This window comes from Providencia rettgeri (genome assembly GCF_013702265.1).
GTDB classification, from domain to species: Bacteria; Pseudomonadota; Gammaproteobacteria; order Enterobacterales; family Enterobacteriaceae; genus Providencia; species Providencia zhijiangensis.
Genome location: NZ_CP059348.1, coordinates 1,547,691 through 1,564,890 on the forward strand (window position 1 = coordinate 1,547,691; position 17,200 = coordinate 1,564,890).

Annotated in this window: 17 protein-coding genes and 1 tRNA gene; 4 read left to right on the forward strand and 14 right to left on the reverse strand. The window is 42.1% G+C overall.

The genetic code is table 11. The annotated features are described in order from the left end of the window. Window position 1: 1 nt before the first annotated feature. Window positions 2–2,152, reverse strand: a complete 2,151-nt coding sequence (gene yccS / locus H0913_RS06985; protein WP_181478313.1) for a YccS family putative transporter — start codon at window positions 2,150–2,152, stop codon at window positions 2–4. Between the two features lie 123 nt (window positions 2,153–2,275). Between yccS and helD the strand changes: the two genes are divergently transcribed. Then, complete coding sequence (gene helD / locus H0913_RS06990) at window positions 2,276–4,330, forward strand: DNA helicase IV (protein WP_181478315.1); 2,055 nt, start codon at window positions 2,276–2,278, stop codon at window positions 4,328–4,330. A 103-nt stretch (window positions 4,331–4,433) separates the two neighbouring features. On the opposite strand, the gene H0913_RS06995 is transcribed toward helD, so the two are convergent. Then, window positions 4,434–4,892, reverse strand: coding sequence for a methylglyoxal synthase (locus H0913_RS06995; protein ID WP_132494534.1), 459 nt, complete (start codon window positions 4,890–4,892; stop codon window positions 4,434–4,436). Window positions 4,893–5,022: 130 nt separating this feature from the next. Between H0913_RS06995 and H0913_RS07000 the strand changes: the two genes are divergently transcribed. Continuing rightward, window positions 5,023–5,436, forward strand: coding sequence for a CoA-binding protein (locus tag H0913_RS07000; RefSeq protein WP_181478317.1), 414 nt, complete (start codon window positions 5,023–5,025; stop codon window positions 5,434–5,436). Window positions 5,437–5,511: 75 nt separating this feature from the next. Here H0913_RS07000 and hspQ read toward each other — a convergent pair whose 3' ends face one another. Further along, complete coding sequence (gene hspQ / locus H0913_RS07005) at window positions 5,512–5,832, reverse strand: heat shock protein HspQ (protein WP_006813539.1); 321 nt, start codon at window positions 5,830–5,832, stop codon at window positions 5,512–5,514. A gap of 217 nt (window positions 5,833–6,049) precedes the next feature. Between hspQ and H0913_RS07010 the strand changes: the two genes are divergently transcribed. After that, entirely contained in the window at window positions 6,050–6,328 is a 279-nt protein-coding gene (locus H0913_RS07010; protein ID WP_230086713.1) for an acylphosphatase, read from the forward strand. 7 nt (window positions 6,329–6,335) lie between these two features. Here H0913_RS07010 and H0913_RS07015 read toward each other — a convergent pair whose 3' ends face one another. Further along, on the reverse strand, window positions 6,336–6,665 hold the full coding sequence (locus H0913_RS07015) for a TusE/DsrC/DsvC family sulfur relay protein (RefSeq protein WP_036951672.1): 330 nt from the start codon (window positions 6,663–6,665) through the stop codon (window positions 6,336–6,338). Between the two features lie 194 nt (window positions 6,666–6,859). Between H0913_RS07015 and H0913_RS07020 the strand changes: the two genes are divergently transcribed. Continuing rightward, window positions 6,860–6,947: transfer RNA gene (locus tag H0913_RS07020), tRNA-Ser, on the forward strand. A gap of 207 nt (window positions 6,948–7,154) precedes the next feature. On the opposite strand, the gene H0913_RS07025 is transcribed toward H0913_RS07020, so the two are convergent. The 10 genes from H0913_RS07025 to H0913_RS07070 all read right to left on the reverse strand — a co-directional run bounded on the left by H0913_RS07025 (window position 7,155) and on the right by H0913_RS07070 (window position 17,165). Next, on the reverse strand, window positions 7,155–7,517 hold the full coding sequence (locus H0913_RS07025) for a hypothetical protein (RefSeq protein WP_166268050.1): 363 nt from the start codon (window positions 7,515–7,517) through the stop codon (window positions 7,155–7,157). Next, window positions 7,514–7,906, reverse strand: coding sequence for a hypothetical protein (locus H0913_RS07030; RefSeq protein ID WP_036967295.1), 393 nt, complete (start codon window positions 7,904–7,906; stop codon window positions 7,514–7,516). The genes H0913_RS07025 and H0913_RS07030 overlap by 4 nt, the downstream gene beginning before the upstream one ends. Further along, window positions 7,899–8,762, reverse strand: coding sequence for a hypothetical protein (locus H0913_RS07035; protein ID WP_154639978.1), 864 nt, complete (start codon window positions 8,760–8,762; stop codon window positions 7,899–7,901). The genes H0913_RS07030 and H0913_RS07035 overlap by 8 nt, the downstream gene beginning before the upstream one ends. A gap of 143 nt (window positions 8,763–8,905) precedes the next feature. Continuing rightward, window positions 8,906–9,640 carry an outer membrane protein gene (locus H0913_RS07040; protein WP_166268048.1) on the reverse strand — a complete coding sequence of 245 codons (735 nt, stop codon included), beginning with the start codon at window positions 9,638–9,640 and terminating at the stop codon, window positions 8,906–8,908. Between the two features lie 627 nt (window positions 9,641–10,267). After that, window positions 10,268–11,104, reverse strand: coding sequence for a DUF932 domain-containing protein (locus tag H0913_RS07045; RefSeq protein WP_076914184.1), 837 nt, complete (start codon window positions 11,102–11,104; stop codon window positions 10,268–10,270). A gap of 96 nt (window positions 11,105–11,200) precedes the next feature. Continuing rightward, window positions 11,201–11,635, reverse strand: coding sequence for an antirestriction protein (locus tag H0913_RS07050; RefSeq protein ID WP_181478319.1), 435 nt, complete (start codon window positions 11,633–11,635; stop codon window positions 11,201–11,203). Between the two features lie 240 nt (window positions 11,636–11,875). Next, window positions 11,876–12,301, reverse strand: coding sequence for an antirestriction protein (locus H0913_RS07055; protein WP_166266807.1), 426 nt, complete (start codon window positions 12,299–12,301; stop codon window positions 11,876–11,878). Between the two features lie 91 nt (window positions 12,302–12,392). Continuing rightward, window positions 12,393–13,265, reverse strand: a complete 873-nt coding sequence (locus tag H0913_RS07060) for a GTPase family protein (protein ID WP_181478321.1) — start codon at window positions 13,263–13,265, stop codon at window positions 12,393–12,395. Between the two features lie 94 nt (window positions 13,266–13,359). Further along, entirely contained in the window at window positions 13,360–14,073 is a 714-nt protein-coding gene (locus tag H0913_RS07065) for a M48 family metallopeptidase (protein ID WP_154639983.1), read from the reverse strand. Continuing rightward, a complete protein-coding gene (locus H0913_RS07070; RefSeq protein ID WP_166266811.1) occupies window positions 14,073–17,165 on the reverse strand; it encodes a type I restriction endonuclease subunit R in 3,093 nt (1,030 codons plus the stop codon). Before H0913_RS07070 ends, H0913_RS07065 begins: the two co-directional genes overlap by 1 nt. Between the last annotated feature and the right edge of the window lie 35 nt (window positions 17,166–17,200).

Below are 17,200 nucleotides of genomic sequence, written 5' to 3' on the forward strand. Positions count from 1 at the left end.
TTTATGACAAGCTAATTTGTTTAATCATTGATTTTATTTCAGGAATTAATTCAATCAGCAATTTAGTCTGTTCCATGATCAGTACGGTTTTCTCATCGTCATCGCTGGAGGCATGGTCAATGCGGTTCAGTAGGCTCACCCTTAGGCGCTCTGATTTTTCGTCAATCATTGCGGGATCTAAAGATGTGATTTGAATAGACGATTCGATATAGCAGATTGCATCATTTAATAAGGCAAGATTAGCTTCGTTTTGCATCTGCTCTCTATGGGCGCCGAGGGCTGAAATATAGCTCAGTAATGTATGGTTTAAACATAGTAAGCGGAACGCTTGTTCCTGCGTGATTTGGTATGACTTAGGATCCGATGCCATATTTGAAACAATTGATGCGAATTCTGCGTCATTATTGTGGGCGTCACGCCTCGCAACACGGTACTCCAAGCTATTATCTTTACCTTGATAATATTGCTGTAAAATAGCATCCAAATAACGGCAGTTGCTATCCATCGTTTTCTGTACCACTTGCGGTAATTGTCGAAACTTCCAGTCAGGCCAAATAAAACTGACCGCCAGTAATGCGATAAAACAGCCAATGAGAGTGTCGATAATTCGAGGTAGTGCAACTTCGAAGCCTTCACCGAGTAAATTGAAGCAAAATAGCACTAGCAATGTAATAAACAGTGTTGCTTGGGCATATTGACTGCTACGGAACATGAAGAACAGGAGCCCGGTGATCACGATCAGCGTGAGTTGTCCCTCAATGGATGGCACGATATTGAGTAAAGGTAAGCCGATGGCGATCCCTAACAAAGTGCCTGTAATACGCAATGCTAGGCGGCGCTTAGTCGCATTATAGTTGGGTTGGCAAACAAATAAGCTCGTGAGTAATATCCAATAACCGCGTTCCAAATCAAACAGTTGAATAATCAAATACCCAGTACAAAGCAAGGCTGACATTCTCACTGCATGGCGAAACAGCGAGGATTTTGGGGTTAAATGATGTTTGAATCGAGCAAATACATCGCGAATACTAGAGACGGATTCATCAGATAACTGTTCAATTTGCTTATTATTCTGCTGCCAAGAGGCTTGACCGAGGCTCAAGCCTTTGAGTTGCACATCAATCCCTTTGAGATTTTTTAGCAAGTTTCGTAATGCTTTGATTTCATGTAATTCAGGAGATTGTTGCTGGAGTAGCTGCAAGGAGTTTTCAATATACGTAAATGTGCGCTCAAAGCGCGGATTATGTTGATATTGTTTGCGCCATAAGACGGATTGAGCGACCTGCTGGCAGGCTCTGGCTTGCATGGTTAATAAGCGTTGAAAGCGAAATAAAATATCACAATGACGTAAACGACGGCTAAGCTGTTGATATTGAATATGTGATGAACTAGCTCGTTCATGAATGTCTTGAGCGACAAAGTAATATTGTAATGTATTACGCGTGCCCCGTTGGCCTCTGTCGCCTTTCAATCGGCTGAGTAGCGAAATTTTTGCCTGATTCATCGTACTGACTAACGTACTGTTCACTAAGGCTAAATCATAGACTGACTGCTGATAGTCATCTTCGAGGTCAGGGTCAAATAAGTTTGCCTTTGCATCAAGATAAGCTGAAAGCTGCTGATAACATTGCGTAATGGCATCTTGTAGTGGGCGAACAGGGAAAAGGATATGCCCGATGAGAGTGAGAATGTTGTACCAAATGGCACCAGTTAATAAGAGCGCAGGTTGGATGTACCAAGTATCAAAAATAGGTACGCCAAGCATGGTGTATATTGCAATTAGCAGAGCACCGAAAGCGATAGTGGCATAACGTTGCCCTAATGCGCCAAGTAAGATAAAACCGCAGGTTGAGAATGCTAACCCAAAAAAGAATAAAACAGGGTAAGGAAAAAGTAATTCAATAGAGACTGAGGCAATTAAAAAACAGAATAAAGTGATAATTAAATTTTTTATTCTGCCAGTCAATCTATCATCTAAGTCAGTGAGTGCGGCAGCGACAACGCCTAGAGTTAAAGGGATCGTGACTTTAGGCTCTAAGCCTAAAAGCCATGGAACCAAGGTTGTGCCTGTCAGCGCAATTAAGATTCGGATATAATATAAAATATGGCTGTTATAGAGCACACGACGATAACTGGTTAGCAGCGTTAGCACAAAGTACCTCAGTGGTAAGACAAATCCTTATCTATATAGAATAACGTGTTTACGTAGAATAAAAAACTATTAGCAATTATGCTTTGATTATTTTCACGAATGATTCACACAGGTGCAGAACGTATGGAACTGAAATCGACACAGATTGGACAGCGCCTGGCTCAGCATCCCTATAATCGGGTTCGCTTACTTAATGCAGGCATCGAAGTTAGTGGTGAAAACCATCAATATCTTATTCCCTTCAATGAGCTAGTCGATATTCGCTGTAAGCGTGGGATCGTCTGGGGAGAATTGGAATTTGAAATTTTAGATGAACAAGTCGTTCGTTTGCACGGTACAGAGTGGAAACAAACTCAGCGTTTCTACCATTTTTTGAATGAAAAATGGCAGCAATGGAGCGTTGAAATGAGCGAGGTCAGTGCTCAAGTATTGACGTCTTTAACTCAGTCGATTTTACAACAAACTCAGCAAGATGCATGGTTAAGTTTACGTAGCTTGCAATCGATAAAAGAAAGGATCACTCAGCAGTTTTCATCACTTCCTTTACCCCTCGTTCGAATGCCTTTATTTGAAAACTGTGCCGCACATTACCAATTTTGCAGGCAGTGGCTAACGAATAGCGAACAATGTCGCAAACAAAATAACCAGAATTGGTGTCAGTCAGTTCTAACGCGCTACGATGATTTTTTCCAACATATTGAATCCTCTCCATTAAATTATTCTCAATCATTATCCGTCATTAATGGTGAAGATAATGTTTTAGTTTTAGCGGGAGCGGGTAGCGGAAAAACATCGGTGCTGGTTGCAAGGGCAGGATGGCTTCTATTAAGAGAGCTGGCTAAACCTGAGCAAATCTTATTATTGGCATTTGGGCGTAAAGCTGCGGAAGAGATGAATGAGCGGATTCAATCTCGTTTACAACAAAAAGAGATTGAGGCGAAGACATTTCACGCACTTGCATTGCAGATTATCCGCGAAGGTAGCAATAAGTCACCAATAATTAGTGCGCTAGAATCGGATACCGAAAAGCGCCAATCTCTCTTGTTGAATGAATGGCGAGAGCAGTGCTCCAGTAAAAAAGCCCAAGCGAAAGGTTGGCGAGAGTGGCTGTCAGAAGAATTGCAATGGGATATTCCTGATGGTGAATTTTGGAATGATGAAAAAATTAGTCGCAAAGTAGTCGTTCGACTAGAGCGCTGGTTGAGTTTGATCCGCTCTCATGGCGGTAGCCAAAAAGAGATGATTGACAATACACGGGAAGAAATTCGTGCGCTATTCCAAAAACGAATTCGTTTAATGGCTCCGCTATTGAAAGCTTGGAAGAGTGCTCTCAAAGATGAAGGCGCGATTGATTTCTCCGGCCTCATCCATCAAGCGGTCAACATTATTGAAAAAGGGCGCTTTATTAGCCCGTGGAAACATATTTTAGTTGATGAATTCCAAGATATTTCACCACTGAGAGCCAAATTATTACATGCATTACGCCAACAAAATAAGCAAACCTGTTTATTTGCAGTCGGTGATGATTGGCAGGCAATTTATCGCTTTAGTGGCGCTGAATTGGATTTGACTACGTCATTTAAAACGCATTTTGGTGAAGGGGATTTATGCGCATTAGATACAACATACCGGTTTAATGAGCGTATTGGTGATATTGCGAATCGCTTTGTATTACAGAACCCAAGTCAGTTAGATAAGCCATTAAATAGCCTGATAAAAGGTAATAAAAAATCTGTCGTTTTATTGTATGAAGATGCGCTAGAGCGTTTGCTGGATAAAATGAGCGGTTATGTTTTAGATGATGAAAATATCTTAATTTTGGCTCGTTACCACTATTTAAAGCCGGAAATTCTAAAGAAAGCGGAAACACGCTGGCCAAAATTGAAAATTCAATTTATGACCATGCATGCATCGAAGGGCCAGCAGGCGGATCATGTCATTATTTGTGGTTTAAATGGTGGCAAAGAGGGATTCCCAGCGCCTGCTCGGGAGTCGATTATTGAAGACGCTTTATTGCCACAACCTGAACATTTTGAACATGCGGAAGAACGACGACTATTTTATGTGGCGTTGACGAGAGCGAAGCAGCAAGCATGGTTATTGTATAACCCTGATAATCCGTCTGAATTTGTTGAAGAGCTAAAGCAAATGGGTGTACCTAGGCAGAAAAAGCCTTAAAACTCGCGTATTAAAATTCAATTCATTAAAAATGAAAACTGCGCCATTGAGTATACCGATGGCGCAGTTTTTTATTCATTTACGGCTATTTTTCGGCGTACTATTAATTAGTGCGTTTATTTAAATAGCTTTGATAATCAGGGATCACAATATCAATTTCCCCATCAAAGAAAGGGGAGGTAATCAGAAAATCAGCGGTGGCAGGGTTGGTGGCCACAGGGATATTCCAAACAGTGGCTAATCGCAGAAGCGCCTTGACATCAGGATCGTGAGGAACGGCATTTAACGGATCCCAAAAGAAAATGAGTAGGTCGATTTTCTGCTCTGCAATCATGGCGCCAATTTGTTGGTCACCACCCATTGGGCCGCTCAACATACCGGTAACAGGTAAACCCGTTTCTTTATTAACCAAGCTCCCAGTGGTACCTGTTGCAAACAGTTTGTGTGAGCTTAATTTCGTTTTATTTTTGGTTACCCAACCGAGTAAGGATGATTTACAGTGGTCATGGGCAACTAAAGCAATATTTTTTGAAGCTGCGATTTTTCGGGTGGTAGATTCCATGAGGTTCCCTTAAACAAGATTGGCATCACAAATAGATAGCTGTCACGCATCTTAAAAATTGAGTGAACAAAGATGTACAACATATATCATAATGCATATGAATAGTTTACTGATTTTGGGAGATATTTTGATGAGAGATCAAGAAATTGCTGAAATTCTAACAAGCGTTAAGACAATTGCATTAGTTGGCGCGAGTGACCGTACAGACCGCCCAAGCTATGAAGTCATGGAATACCTCTTACATCAAGGGTATCAGGTTATTCCGGTGAGTCCGAAGCTCGCGGGGCAAACATTATTAGGGCAGCGAGTTTATGCCCAACTGAGTGAAATCCCTAACCCTGTTGATATGGTTGATGTTTTTAGAAATGCTGATGCTGCAGTCGGTGTTGCTCATGAGGCCGTCGCTATTAAAGCTAAAGTCTTATGGCTGCAAAAAGGGGTTATTAGTGAAGAGGCGCAAAGAATTGCTGTGAATGCGGGGTTACAGTGCGTGATGGATAAATGCCCTAAACAAGAAATTCCAGCGTTAGGTTTGGAAAAATAAGTATCGCGTGTTCATCGACGGTAATGTAAAAAAATAAAGCAGCTGGTGGGCTGCTTTACTGGATTGCGTTCATGATCAGTTACGTAGACGCGGAGCTTGTAGTTGGGATCTTATCGATTCTGCTAACTCATCCATAGAAGGTTGTTCCGGATGGTCATCAGTCATCTCATAAGTAATCTGTGCTTCTGCTAAATAAGTATGAACCGCTTCCCCATTATCATCTTCCATGACGACATGATACCAAGGCAGATCGCGTAATGTACTGTTGGATGCAATGTCATCATCATGTGGTTGGTCGAGCGAATATTCAGGGTCAACATCAACAACTACCCCAAGGTAGCCGAGAAGTTTGTGTCTGACTTGTTGCCCGATTCCATATTTACTGGTGATCATCATAGCGACCTCCTTAAAAGCCTTGCTTGTGCTGTAAACTACATGTGGGCAGTGCTGTGCGTTTTCAAGCCAATGTGTGGACAATTACTCATAACGCAATACACTGTCTTTAAGTAATAACGAAAAGCAGTGCCTCAATAATCAGATTATCTGCTGAATGAATAAAAAACAACTGCGCCAGAGGGTTTTAATTGATTAAGTAATGACATCGGAGGCTTATATGGCAGCAACAGGTCGTTATTTCTATATTTATGGACGAGTCCAAGGTGTTGGGTTTCGGTACCAAACCTATCATTGGGCGAATCAAAATGGGATCAAAGGTTTTGTTTATAACCGGGATGATGGCAGTGTGAAACTGGCTATTTATGGTTCCGAGCAGGATATTGAATTTGTCGATGACTGGCTGAAAGCGGGCGGGCCTCCAGGGGCTAAAATCGACCACTACTTTAGTGAAAATTGGCATACGGAACCAATAGCGGATTTTTCCGTCCGCTATTAATGTGTTCTTAAATGCATTTCACCGGTTTAGGAAGACCTGCAAGTTTTGTCGCTTGCTTCGCAGGACCTTGAGGAAACAGTCGATATAAATAACGGCTGTTGCCTTTTTCTTCCCCAAACTGCTGAGAAACCGCTTTAACTAACATTCTGATCGCTGGTGATGTATTAAATTCTAAATAGAACGCACGAACGAAACGGATAATTTCGAGATGCTCATCAGTGAGTTCAATTTCTTCTTGCGCAGCGAGTAGCGGAATAAGATCTTCGCTCCATTGTTGGCTATCAAGTAGGTAGCCTTGCGAGTCTGTTTCAATTTCTTGATTATTAAAAACCAACATACTTAATTTCTATCCAAACAAAAGTAGACCGCAAATTTAGCAAAAAACCAGCAATAACCCAAGTAAACCCTGTTGGAATAGGAAAAAATGTTGATAATTTCATCCATTGAATCAATGTGCGTCTATTTTTAAAGCGAACGAACAAATTAGGGGTTTACATTGAAAGCGCAGATGATTATAGTGCTCGTCATTGCGGAGGGGTGGCCGAGCGGCTGAAGGCAGCGGTCTTGAAAACCGCCGATGGGAAACCATCCGAGAGTTCGAATCTCTCCTCCTCCGCCAAAATTTGATGCCATGCTATTGATTAGCATGGCATTTTTCTTTTTGGGGTTTTATTGGTATACCATCCAGTATGCCATTTTATTTTGGCTTCCCTCCTATTGCATTAGTGAGTATTGGACGCAATACAGGTATATAGTGAACTCTAATTAAGATGGACAATAATGAAGGTGAGGTTACCCACCTTCAATTATTATTTTATCATGAGTGCTAATTCTTAGTCATGCACTCAAATATCCCCAATGTGTTTATGTTCGTGGTACTAACCCATCCGAGTTTAGCTGATTCAGGTAAATCATCAAAAAGTGTTATGGCATGGTAGAGTTGTACCCATTGTTCATCAGCTGTTCGTTTAGCGACCCAGAATTGTTCTTTTCCTGATGTGGGCTGATAGTTGATAGACTTGGAAGCTCTATCGGGTTGATCATAAACCTGAAGCGTACTGACAGGAAATGGGCTGAACTCAACACAATCTCGATAGGTTGGCTTAGGTTGTTTGCCGAAATAAATCCCCAATATGACGACTGCGATAATTCCCACAAAAGGAAGGCTATTTAATGTGCGATTTTTCATTGAAAGATAACCTCCACATGGTCAATGTGTTTTCCTTGACTGTAAGCATCCAGCCACACTTTTTTGTTAATACGGGATAAGCGGTAATAGGTATCGAGAGGGCCGTCTTCACAATCGCCAGTTGATGTACTAAATAGTTGGTTGGTTTGACTATCAATCACTTCGGCAATTACGAAGGCACATTTAGCGCCCAGATTTACTGTGCTCGTGACGACATAACGTCCCTCTAGGTAATCGTCAACACGACAATCCTTATCGGCAATCGCTTGGTTATTACACATTGGTGTAAAACCACTTTTATCGATGGCGGTATCAAATACATTCGTGTTAAAGGCGCTCGCGGTAAAATTGAGGCAAAACACCATGAAAATAAATACGTATTTAGTCATGATTTATCCTCATTGTTGAACCGTCTTTCTGATGGTTGTTTTTCTGATAGGTGAGTCGACCTAATGTGATTGCAATAGCCAGTTCGATAAAAAATAGCAGGAATAATCCGAACATATTTAATCGGTTAGGCAATAGAACGTTAAGGAGTGCCAGTAGCGCTAAGATAACAAGGGAAATGATTGTTGACAGGGTTATCCTGAGTTTCCGAGAACGCGTTGCCGTGTATTGTTGTAGGAAGCCATACCCCCAATACCCCACATAACCTGCGATAGTACCCGCTAGAATCACCATGATATTGAGATTGATTTGGTTGCCAATGCCTATCGCTAAGGCATTCATAATGACAAGGTATAGCGCTAAGAATGTCATTAAACGGAAAATAGGATGCGGGTATTGAAATGGATGGGATACATTTTTAACGGTATGGATATAGACAATAACGCCAGCGCTCAGTCCGATAAGGCAGGCGAAAAGGAGGAAAATAAAAAAGTATTCATAAAGTATAAAAATTAAAGCATGGTCAAAAACCATAAAAGGAATAATCCCGATGAGCAATAAGTAGATAACACATAAAGAGGCGATGAAAGCGAAGACGAATGCCAAAATTTTTCGCGTTAGCATTAAACGGAAAGGGATACCCTTAAACCCATAAATGACCCACAACAATATTTGAGAAATCAAGAGTGGAGCTAACATCGCGATAAGGTAATACAGTAGATACATTAAGGGCTTACCAATAAATGAGTCGATACTATAGTGATTGGCGATGATGACTGTAAAACCGAATACTAGCACTAAGCTAATGATGAAAAAAATTCGTTCAACACCTAAACGAATATGATTAATTGAATTCATTTTTACCTCTTTTTATTACAATTTTTTTGTGGTTAAAATTTAACCGTGGTTATTTTTTTTGTTTAACCAATAAAATAGCCAACATCAAAAAGGCATGTTGGCTAGGTAAGTTGAGGGTAATCTTTAAGGCTGAATGCCAGAGATTAGAATCGGTAAGTTAAACCAAGCATGATATCGTTGGCCTTCACTTTGATTTTTGAGGTGTTTTCCCCATCGCCTACCGCTGTCGTGATGTCGGCTTTTCCAGCATCTAAATAGCGATAACTCAGCCCCATATCCCAATCGTCATTGATGGCATAGTTCACCCCCGCACCGACACTCCAGGCAAAGTTATTGGCGGTATGCGTGTGAGTATCATGCAGAGAGAGTCCTGGAGTATAAGCATCAGCGCGGGTAGTTTTAAAATCCACGGCCGCATAGCCTAGCCCGACAGAGATATACGGCGTGAAATTTGAGCTATTTTTAATGTCGTAGTACCCATTGACCATTAACGTATTGAGTTTGATTTGGTTTTTAATATCACGAGTTTGATGTACGCCATTACGCACACGGTCGAGGATATTGTAGGTTGAATTCGCTTTATCACGCGCCATAAATTCCAATTCAGCGCGAACAGGGATATCAAACTGATTGGAAAAGTCATAACCTAACGCAAGTCCACCGCCAAATACGCCAGTACGATGGCTATCTCCATTTTTTGTACCATTATCACCGGCATCAGCATAGCCGCTGTAGACAAACTGCTGGCCAGACATTTGCACAATGGATGCGCCCATTTTACCCGTGACATAAAGCCCCGTTTTACTGTCATCCGTGTTAGCGAATGCTGGTAATGAAATGCACCCCATTAGGGCGGGAACAATAAACGCTTTTTTCATGATTGATTTCCTTTTAATCAATATCACATTAAGTATGGTTGAATCGCGTTATGTCAGAGGAAGGCATGAAAGATTTGACTCAATCACCTTAATATCACTGACATAAAGATAATTTAGCGTGAGACAGTTTAACTTAATCGATCTGTTTTACCTATCAATAATTAAAATACGATCGGTAATATCGATCGTAACTATCAATAAACGGTTATCGATCGGCGTAATCGATCAACTGTTGTTTTGGTGCTTAAATAAGAAAAAGAGTTGATGAGAGAGTGAGTCAAAATGGAAGGGAATAAAATGATGTTTAAAGAATTCTCTCCTTTCTTGAATAGGTTGGTATGCTCGATATTATCAAGTACCAAAATACGGAATAAGTCTTTATGTTAGCGCTAACGCTTTATAAGCAACGCCGTTTACTCATGTTATCGATATGAAAACCGAACTCCGTTAAGACCCAATGGTTTGATGTATGTAGTTGAATCATTCCTTTTTTCTCCAGCGAGTTGAGTGTCCTTTTGTTGCAGAGTGAGGCATAATTGAGTTTCACATTACCCAAGGTTTTTAGTTGACGTTCTGATAGTTTCATCGCGTTCACCGTAAGATTCAATTATTTAACGTATGCTGTGGCTATAGTTGTTCGCGTCCAGCAAAATGAGCATGCATTTGTTCTGTCAGTACCCACAACGCTTTATTAAGCTTAATATCCCCATCAATTCCATTCACTGAACGCGTGCGAGCGCGTTTACCTTTGGCATTCCTGCCTGATAATCCTCCCTTGATTAAATTTTCCTGCAAACGTTGGTACACTGTCCAAAGATCGTCTTTTTTATCTTCAAAGCGGCGAGGTTGTAACACTTGGGCTTCAGTGATCGGTTGATGTTCTTCGCCATAACGATACATGAGAGCGGCTTGGGCGAAGATCTGTTGTGCTGGTGGCGGTAATAGTAAGGACTGCATTTGCTCACGTTTTTCAGCGATAGCATCAAACGTATCTAACACTTCATAAGCCCCTTCAATGACTTTATTCACCACATCGCCCTTGTGCGGTACTCTCACTTCACCAAACGTGTCACCGCAAACGAGGCCATTACAGCAAATGGCTCTAAAGAAGCCGGGTAACATTTGATAGCTACTTGAGCCATCATGGCTATTGAGTAAGATGATTTCAGGCACTTGATTTCCTGTAATTTGATCATGGCGTCGAAGTCTTAACATATGCTTGGTGTGCTCTCGGCGACTAGCATCACGTACACGAGTCTGGCAAGCAAAGAACGGATAGAAGCCTTCTTTTTGAAGACTATCCAATAAGGTAATCGTAGGGATGTAAGTATAACGTTCACTTCTGGATTCGTGTTTTTCTTCTGAAAATACGCTAGGTACTGTGCGGAATAATTCTTCAATGGTTAGCGGGCGGTCACGACGAATAGAGCAAGCATTGCCAAAACGGGAAGCTAAACGAGACATAGGGGTTCTCCTCAATAATTAAACTGATAAATCATTCGATAAATGGATTAAATTAAAGATTGCTGGTGGGGGAAAGATAAAACCGTGACTGATAATTCAGTCTATAAGGCGAAAGATTTGAGCTTGCTCCGGATGCTGTATAGCGTAATCACGCAACAGGTAAAAATATTCCACCAGCACAGGGCTTTCGGTTTTAAATGACCAGATGCTATACACCAGTAAACAGACAGCAATACCAGCTGCCTCCGGGCTTAACTCAGCTTCATTTCCGTTATGCGGGTTAAACATTTGCAGGGAGGTTTCGAGCATATCAGGCCAGATAAATGCGCCGCCATTAGACAGCATACTGAACTCCCAGAAAGCACCTTGATAGCGATGACAGCATTTAGCCATCATGTTAAAGATATCGCCTTCAATACGTTGCCAGTCTGGCACAGTACCAAAGTAAAAACGCCAGAAGGTACTACGACCACGGGAATTGACGAGGTTGGTTTTGATAACCGTTGATTCTTGCTCTTGTAAAGTAAACATAATAGAACTCCAATTCAGTCGATATTGATAGACAGTAATAAACAAAAAAGCCCTACACCTTGCGGTGCAGAGCTTTCTCGAAATGATAGGTATATTGAGTATCATTTTTAGTGACGCATTCTGATGATTGATTCACTAAAATAATATAGATATAAAAATAAATGTAAGTTAATTAATGGGTTAGTCTGATGATGCTTTTATAATGAATCAGATAATACGAAGGCGTAAATAAGGACGTGGTTAATCGATTAGATGGAAAATGGCGGAACGTTCTGGGTGTTGTGCCGCATAATCACGCAATTGATAAAAGCGATCGACGAGGATGTCACTTTCCGTTTGAAATGACCATAAACTGTACATCATCAAACACACGGCAATGCCTGCCGCTTCACACTTAACGTTCGCTTCATTGCCGTTATGCGGGTTGAACAGCGTAAGCTCTTCTTGATTTAAATCGGGATAAATAAAAGCGCCGCCATTAGATAAAGTGCAATATTCCCAATACCCGCCGTGGTAGTCCTCACAAAACTGTCCCATAGTAGTAAAGATGACCACTTCAAAGGTGCTCCAGCCTTTCACGCTTCCGAAGTGGTTGATCCAAAAATCCAGGCGTTGCTCATCGGGAACGAGTGTCATTGTAACTGCACATTCAGTTGAATTATTCATCAGTTGATACTCCAAGAAAAAGAAATAAAAAAGCGCCAATCCTTAACGGGACTGGCGCTGAGAGTGATAATTAATGGTTTAATGTAAGAGGTTAAAAGAACATTCTCCACAGGGATTTAGCGACGGAGACGATACTGTTTTTAACGGTGCTAACCGTACTTCTTATCAATGGCGGCAAGGGAATGATATTGATTAAGGTATCCACAATATCACTGACACATTGCCCAAAATCGTTACGTGCGGCGTTCTCCACCGATTGCGTCCGGTAAGGGCTGTTCAGTTGCCTAGCTACTCCGCTACTGGCTTGCGCCGGTAACGCCTGTATGAGTTGCTCTGCTAATTCAGTGAGTTGATAGTTTTCGACCGCAGAAACTGTTATCACAGGATGATGCGGCTTAAAGGCGGTTATGACGGCTTGTTGCTTTAATTTTAAGTTATAGGCCTGCTCTGAGGATGGTTGATGCTTGTATTCATCCCACTGGCGACAAGGCTCTATTTTATCGGCTTGGTTCAAGGCAAATAGAAATTGATTAGGTTGGTAACCGCATTTCTTCGTGAGAAAGCGATAGCACTGTTCATCAGAAGACCATGCTCGGTCATCGGCCTTGAGTACCCAAATGATTAAATCGAATTCTGGTAATAAGTTGCGATAGAGCTGGTGGTACTCTTTATCCCGCTCAAGGCTTTCCCCCACGCCGGGTAAATCTACAAAAGTGAGAGTATGGTTGTTCATCGTCATGCTGAAGCGTTGGGCTTGGCGTGTGCAGCCTGAAACATCACTCACAGGTGATAATGACGATTGGAATAGTGCGTTGATAAGACTGGATTTTCCCGCTCCCGTTTTACCCATCAAACCGATGATGGGAGAGTAGTTGATTAGGTGACTGAGTTGGTTGAAAAAAGAGGTTTGGAATGAAGTCGGTAGAGTCGATAGGAGGGTTTTAAAGTGAGCGTTGTGATGCATATTACTCCTTGAAATAAAAGAAAATTATAGTTATTCAAGGAGATAATATATATCTGAGATTTTTTATAATACTGAGTAGAGTTTCGAATTAAAGTTAGTACAACCAATGGCTGTAAGCCAACGGTGCTTTATTCAGCAAGTCTTTGCGTTCTTGCCAATCAGGAAGTAGCTTATCCATATAGGCTTTAAATCGTTCATTATGTTTACGTTCAAGTAGGTGAACTAACTCATGAACTAGGATGTATTCTAAACATTCTGGTGGTTTTTTGGCGAGTTCTAAGTTTAACCAAATACGTTTTGCTTGCGTATTGCAACTGCCCCATTTGGTTTTCATTTTTCTCACGCCCCAAGCGTCGACAGTGACACCTATTTTGCTTTCCCAAATAGGTAACAAGTCAGCTATTCGCTTTTTAAGTGCATCACGGTAGTATTCAGTGAGAACTAAAGCCTTTTGCTCAGCAGTTGCAGTATGGCTTACATACAAATGTAATCGCCCACGGCCTAATTTGGCTTCATGCTTTCCTACATGTGTTACAACATTGAGGCGATAGCGCCGACCCCACAAGTAATGGCATTCTCCACTGACCATTTCGCGTTCTGATTGGCGGGGTTGTTTTATAAAATTATTCTGCTGCTGTTTAATCCAAGGGATACGACGGATCACCGCCATACGAATAGCTGTTTCTGTCATAGATACAGGTGCAGATACACGTACACGACCATCTGGTGGTAACACGCTGATATGTAAATTTTTGATTGCTTTACGATTCAACTGTATTGCGATTGAACCAATTTCAATCATCGTCATCATTGATACTCTTTTTGAGCTTTAGCGAGTTCCATTACAGCCTGAATATCCAATTCATAATCAGCTGTTTCCTCTCGAATGGCATTGGCAATTTCCCGTTCTTTAAAACGATCTCCAACCCAGTCGGCCTTCTTCGTATAACGAATTGCACTATCAATTTTGGTGGCAAGCCATTCATCTTTGCCAAAGTTATCATAAAAAGCACGTTTGGGATTAGTATCCATTGATGCAGGGTAATTAGATGCTATTTGTTCAGGACGTACCACTTTAGCAGCGAGTTCGCGAATTTTTTCGAGGTAATCTTGATATTCAATGGCTTTTTGTCGACGAAGTTCGATCAGTTCATTCAGTAATACTGACATCTGTTCATAGTATTTAGGGTTAACCGGATTTTCATCGACAATAATTTTTCGAACGTTATTTTCGATGGTTTCGGCCATGGCTTCCTGATTCTTACGAATACTTTCAGGCAAAGCCTCTACGGCATCAGCACCTTTTTCGACAATGAGCTCAATTAGCCCTAGCTCTTCAAAATCCATCAGTACTTCGCTGTCATCCGCACGAATATACATATCTAACAAATGGCGCATGGCAGGCTCAAAGCGTTTCATTTCTACCAAATCGCCACTGGCCAGTTTTACTTCGTCACGGACTTTTTCAAAATGAGCAACTTCTGCTCTTATCAAGTCTACATCTTGCGCAGAATAGCCTGCATCAGGCATTTCATTGGCGATATTGGCGAACGCACGCAGCAGTTTGGCAACGTTCTGATAAAGCGTTAAACGCAGTGCTTCTTTCTCGGTGAGCTCGTCTTGGTTCAGACCTGACTTACCACAAAAATAATAAATGTAGTCTTCCGTATTGCGTGGCGCTTTTACCGGCTCACACAAGGCGCGCACCATTTCCAGCGCATTATCCAAATCGAGCTTAGCTTGCTCTAAACGATCTTTCAGCAGCCCTGCAACGTCTTCCTTGTCATAACCATCAAATGCGCCTTGAGTATAATCAGAAATCGCTTTATCCAACGAGCGGAACAGATCTTTGTAATCAATGATGTAACCGTATTCTTTATCATCGCCATCCAAGCGGTTCACGCGGCAAATGGCCTGAAACAGGTTGTGATCAGCCATCTGCTTGTCGATATACAAATAGGTAGCCGAAGGGGCGTCGAAGCCAGTCAGCAACTTATCGACCACGATCAATAAGCGCATTTGCCCTGGCTCATCAATAAATTGTTTTTTAACTTCTTTTTCAAACTCTTCAACACGGTTTGCGGCCTTATCTTCCGGTTGCTCGAAGTAATCCGCAAGCATCTTGCGGTAAATATCGTACTTAAAGAGCTTTTCCGTTAAGCCTTCACCGGTTTCTTCCCCTTTAATGCTCGCAGCAGTCGGCTGAAAACTGGTGACAATAGCCACCTTACCGGCTAAATCTGTTTGGCTGAACATTTCATAAGCTTTACAAGCTTGATAGACACTAGAGCAGACCAACATGGCATTGCCGTAGCCATCCATCAGGCGTGGCTTAGTGTCCATATCCAGCAAGATATCGTTCACAATTTGCTGCAAACGCGATTTACTGGACAGCACCTTTTGCATGGTGCCCCATTTCTGTTTCAACTGGGTTTTCGCTAATCGAGATAAGCCGCGAGTTTTGGCTTCAAACCATTCATCGATCTTTTTCTGCGACGTGACATTTTGGTCGATGTCTCGTGCTTCGTAGCGTAAATCGAGCACAACGCCATCGGCCACAGCTTCATCAAACTTATAGGTGTGAATGTAAGGGCCAAATACCTCAACCGATTTTTTCTTGTCTTTCTTCATCAAGGGGGTGCCGGTGAAGCCAACAAACATGGCTTCTGGCAGAATGGACTTCATCGCTTCGTGCAACTTGCCCGATTGAGTACGGTGGCATTCATCAACAAATACGAATAGGTCGCCTTTGGCTTTAAAGTCCGATGGTAGGGATTTCTTTAACTCGGCAATAAACTCATCCGTCGCGGTATCGTTTTCCGAATCAGACTGCCGACCAAATTTATGGACTAAAGAGCATACCAGCCAAGGGTTGGGCTGATTGAGCGTCGCCACCAAATCAGCACCGCTTTTGGTGCGATAAATATCCTCCTCGACACCGGTGAACACTTTTTCAATCTGTTCGTCCAGCTCAGTACGGTCAGTCACGATCAGCACACGAGCGTCTTTGACATTCTCACGTATCCATTTGGCCAGCCACACCATAGTGAGGCTTTTGCCAGAACCTTGCGTATGCCAAATAATGCCGCCTTCCCGCCTTGCGATATGGCGTTTTGCCGCTTCAATACCAAAGAATTGATTGTGGCGACAGGTCTTTTTTATACCCGCATCGAAAACAATAAAATCATGGATAATTTGCAGCAAGCGCGCTTTGTTACACACGCGACTCAGGTGAAAATCGAGTTTATGTTCGTATGGGTTGGTGCAATCTTCCTTCCACTCAAGGTAGTGCTTTTCTGGTGTCTCAATCGTGCCGTAACGCAAGCCTTGCGTATCGTTACCCGCCATCACCAGTTGCATGGTGGTAAAGAAGTTACGGATAAAATCTTTCTTCTGATTATCGAGGTTCTGGCGAATCCCTTCAGAGACAGACACCGAAGAGCGTTTCAGCTCAATCACGCCCAGAGCAATACCGTTAACATACAGCACTATGTCTGGGCGTTTTTTGTTCTCGCCCTTAATGGACACTTCTTCGGCAATGGCAAAATCGTTTGCTTCTGGGTTTTTCCAGTCAATCAGCCACACGGTTTCATTAAGATGGCCAGCACCTTCTTTTTCTTTCACGCCGTAACGCAGCAGGCGATAAACCTCTTTGTTGGCGTAATAGAGCTTTTTGCCTTCGCCCAGTGCCGCTGCCGTATCCAATTGGCGAATAGCTCGATTGATCAACGCCTCGCTGACACCACGTTTTTTTAACCAATCAACGAGGATATCCACTTCAATATTTTTATTATTAGCGCGATCCTGCCAATCGCCTAAATAGCGATAGCCTAAGTCAGTTTGAAAAAACTGAACGATACGATTTTGTGTAGCGCGCTCACGCTGACCAACGTTACTCATCCTAACCTCTAATCAATTCGAAGCTTGTTCCCCTT

Bases quoted from the DNA above. Each gene is read 5' to 3' on its own strand.
- H0913_RS07000 (WP_181478317.1), top strand. From the start codon at position 5,023: ATGAGAGATCAAGAAATTGCTGAAATTCTAACAAGCGTTAAGACAATT.
- H0913_RS07030 (WP_036967295.1), bottom strand. From the start codon at position 7,906: ATGACTAAATACGTATTTATTTTCATGGTGTTTTGCCTCAATTTTACC.
- H0913_RS07035 (WP_154639978.1), bottom strand. From the start codon at position 8,762: ATGAATTCAATTAATCATATTCGTTTAGGTGTTGAACGAATTTTTTTC.
- H0913_RS07045 (WP_076914184.1), bottom strand. From the start codon at position 11,104: ATGTCTCGTTTAGCTTCCCGTTTTGGCAATGCTTGCTCTATTCGTCGT.
- hspQ (WP_006813539.1), bottom strand. From the start codon at position 5,832: ATGATGATCACCAGTAAATATGGAATCGGGCAACAAGTCAGACACAAA.
- H0913_RS07065 (WP_154639983.1), bottom strand. From the start codon at position 14,073: ATGACGATGATTGAAATTGGTTCAATCGCAATACAGTTGAATCGTAAA.
- H0913_RS07010 (WP_230086713.1), top strand. From the start codon at position 6,050: ATGGCAGCAACAGGTCGTTATTTCTATATTTATGGACGAGTCCAAGGT.
- H0913_RS07050 (WP_181478319.1), bottom strand. From the start codon at position 11,635: ATGTTTACTTTACAAGAGCAAGAATCAACGGTTATCAAAACCAACCTC.
- helD (WP_181478315.1), top strand. From the start codon at position 2,276: ATGGAACTGAAATCGACACAGATTGGACAGCGCCTGGCTCAGCATCCC.
- H0913_RS07060 (WP_181478321.1), bottom strand. From the start codon at position 13,265: ATGCATCACAACGCTCACTTTAAAACCCTCCTATCGACTCTACCGACT.
- H0913_RS07070 (WP_166266811.1), bottom strand. From the start codon at position 17,165: ATGAGTAACGTTGGTCAGCGTGAGCGCGCTACACAAAATCGTATCGTT.
- H0913_RS07015 (WP_036951672.1), bottom strand. From the start codon at position 6,665: ATGTTGGTTTTTAATAATCAAGAAATTGAAACAGACTCGCAAGGCTAC.
- H0913_RS07025 (WP_166268050.1), bottom strand. From the start codon at position 7,517: ATGAAAAATCGCACATTAAATAGCCTTCCTTTTGTGGGAATTATCGCA.
- H0913_RS07040 (WP_166268048.1), bottom strand. From the start codon at position 9,640: ATGAAAAAAGCGTTTATTGTTCCCGCCCTAATGGGGTGCATTTCATTA.
- H0913_RS07055 (WP_166266807.1), bottom strand. From the start codon at position 12,301: ATGAATAATTCAACTGAATGTGCAGTTACAATGACACTCGTTCCCGAT.
- H0913_RS06995 (WP_132494534.1), bottom strand. From the start codon at position 4,892: ATGGAATCTACCACCCGAAAAATCGCAGCTTCAAAAAATATTGCTTTA.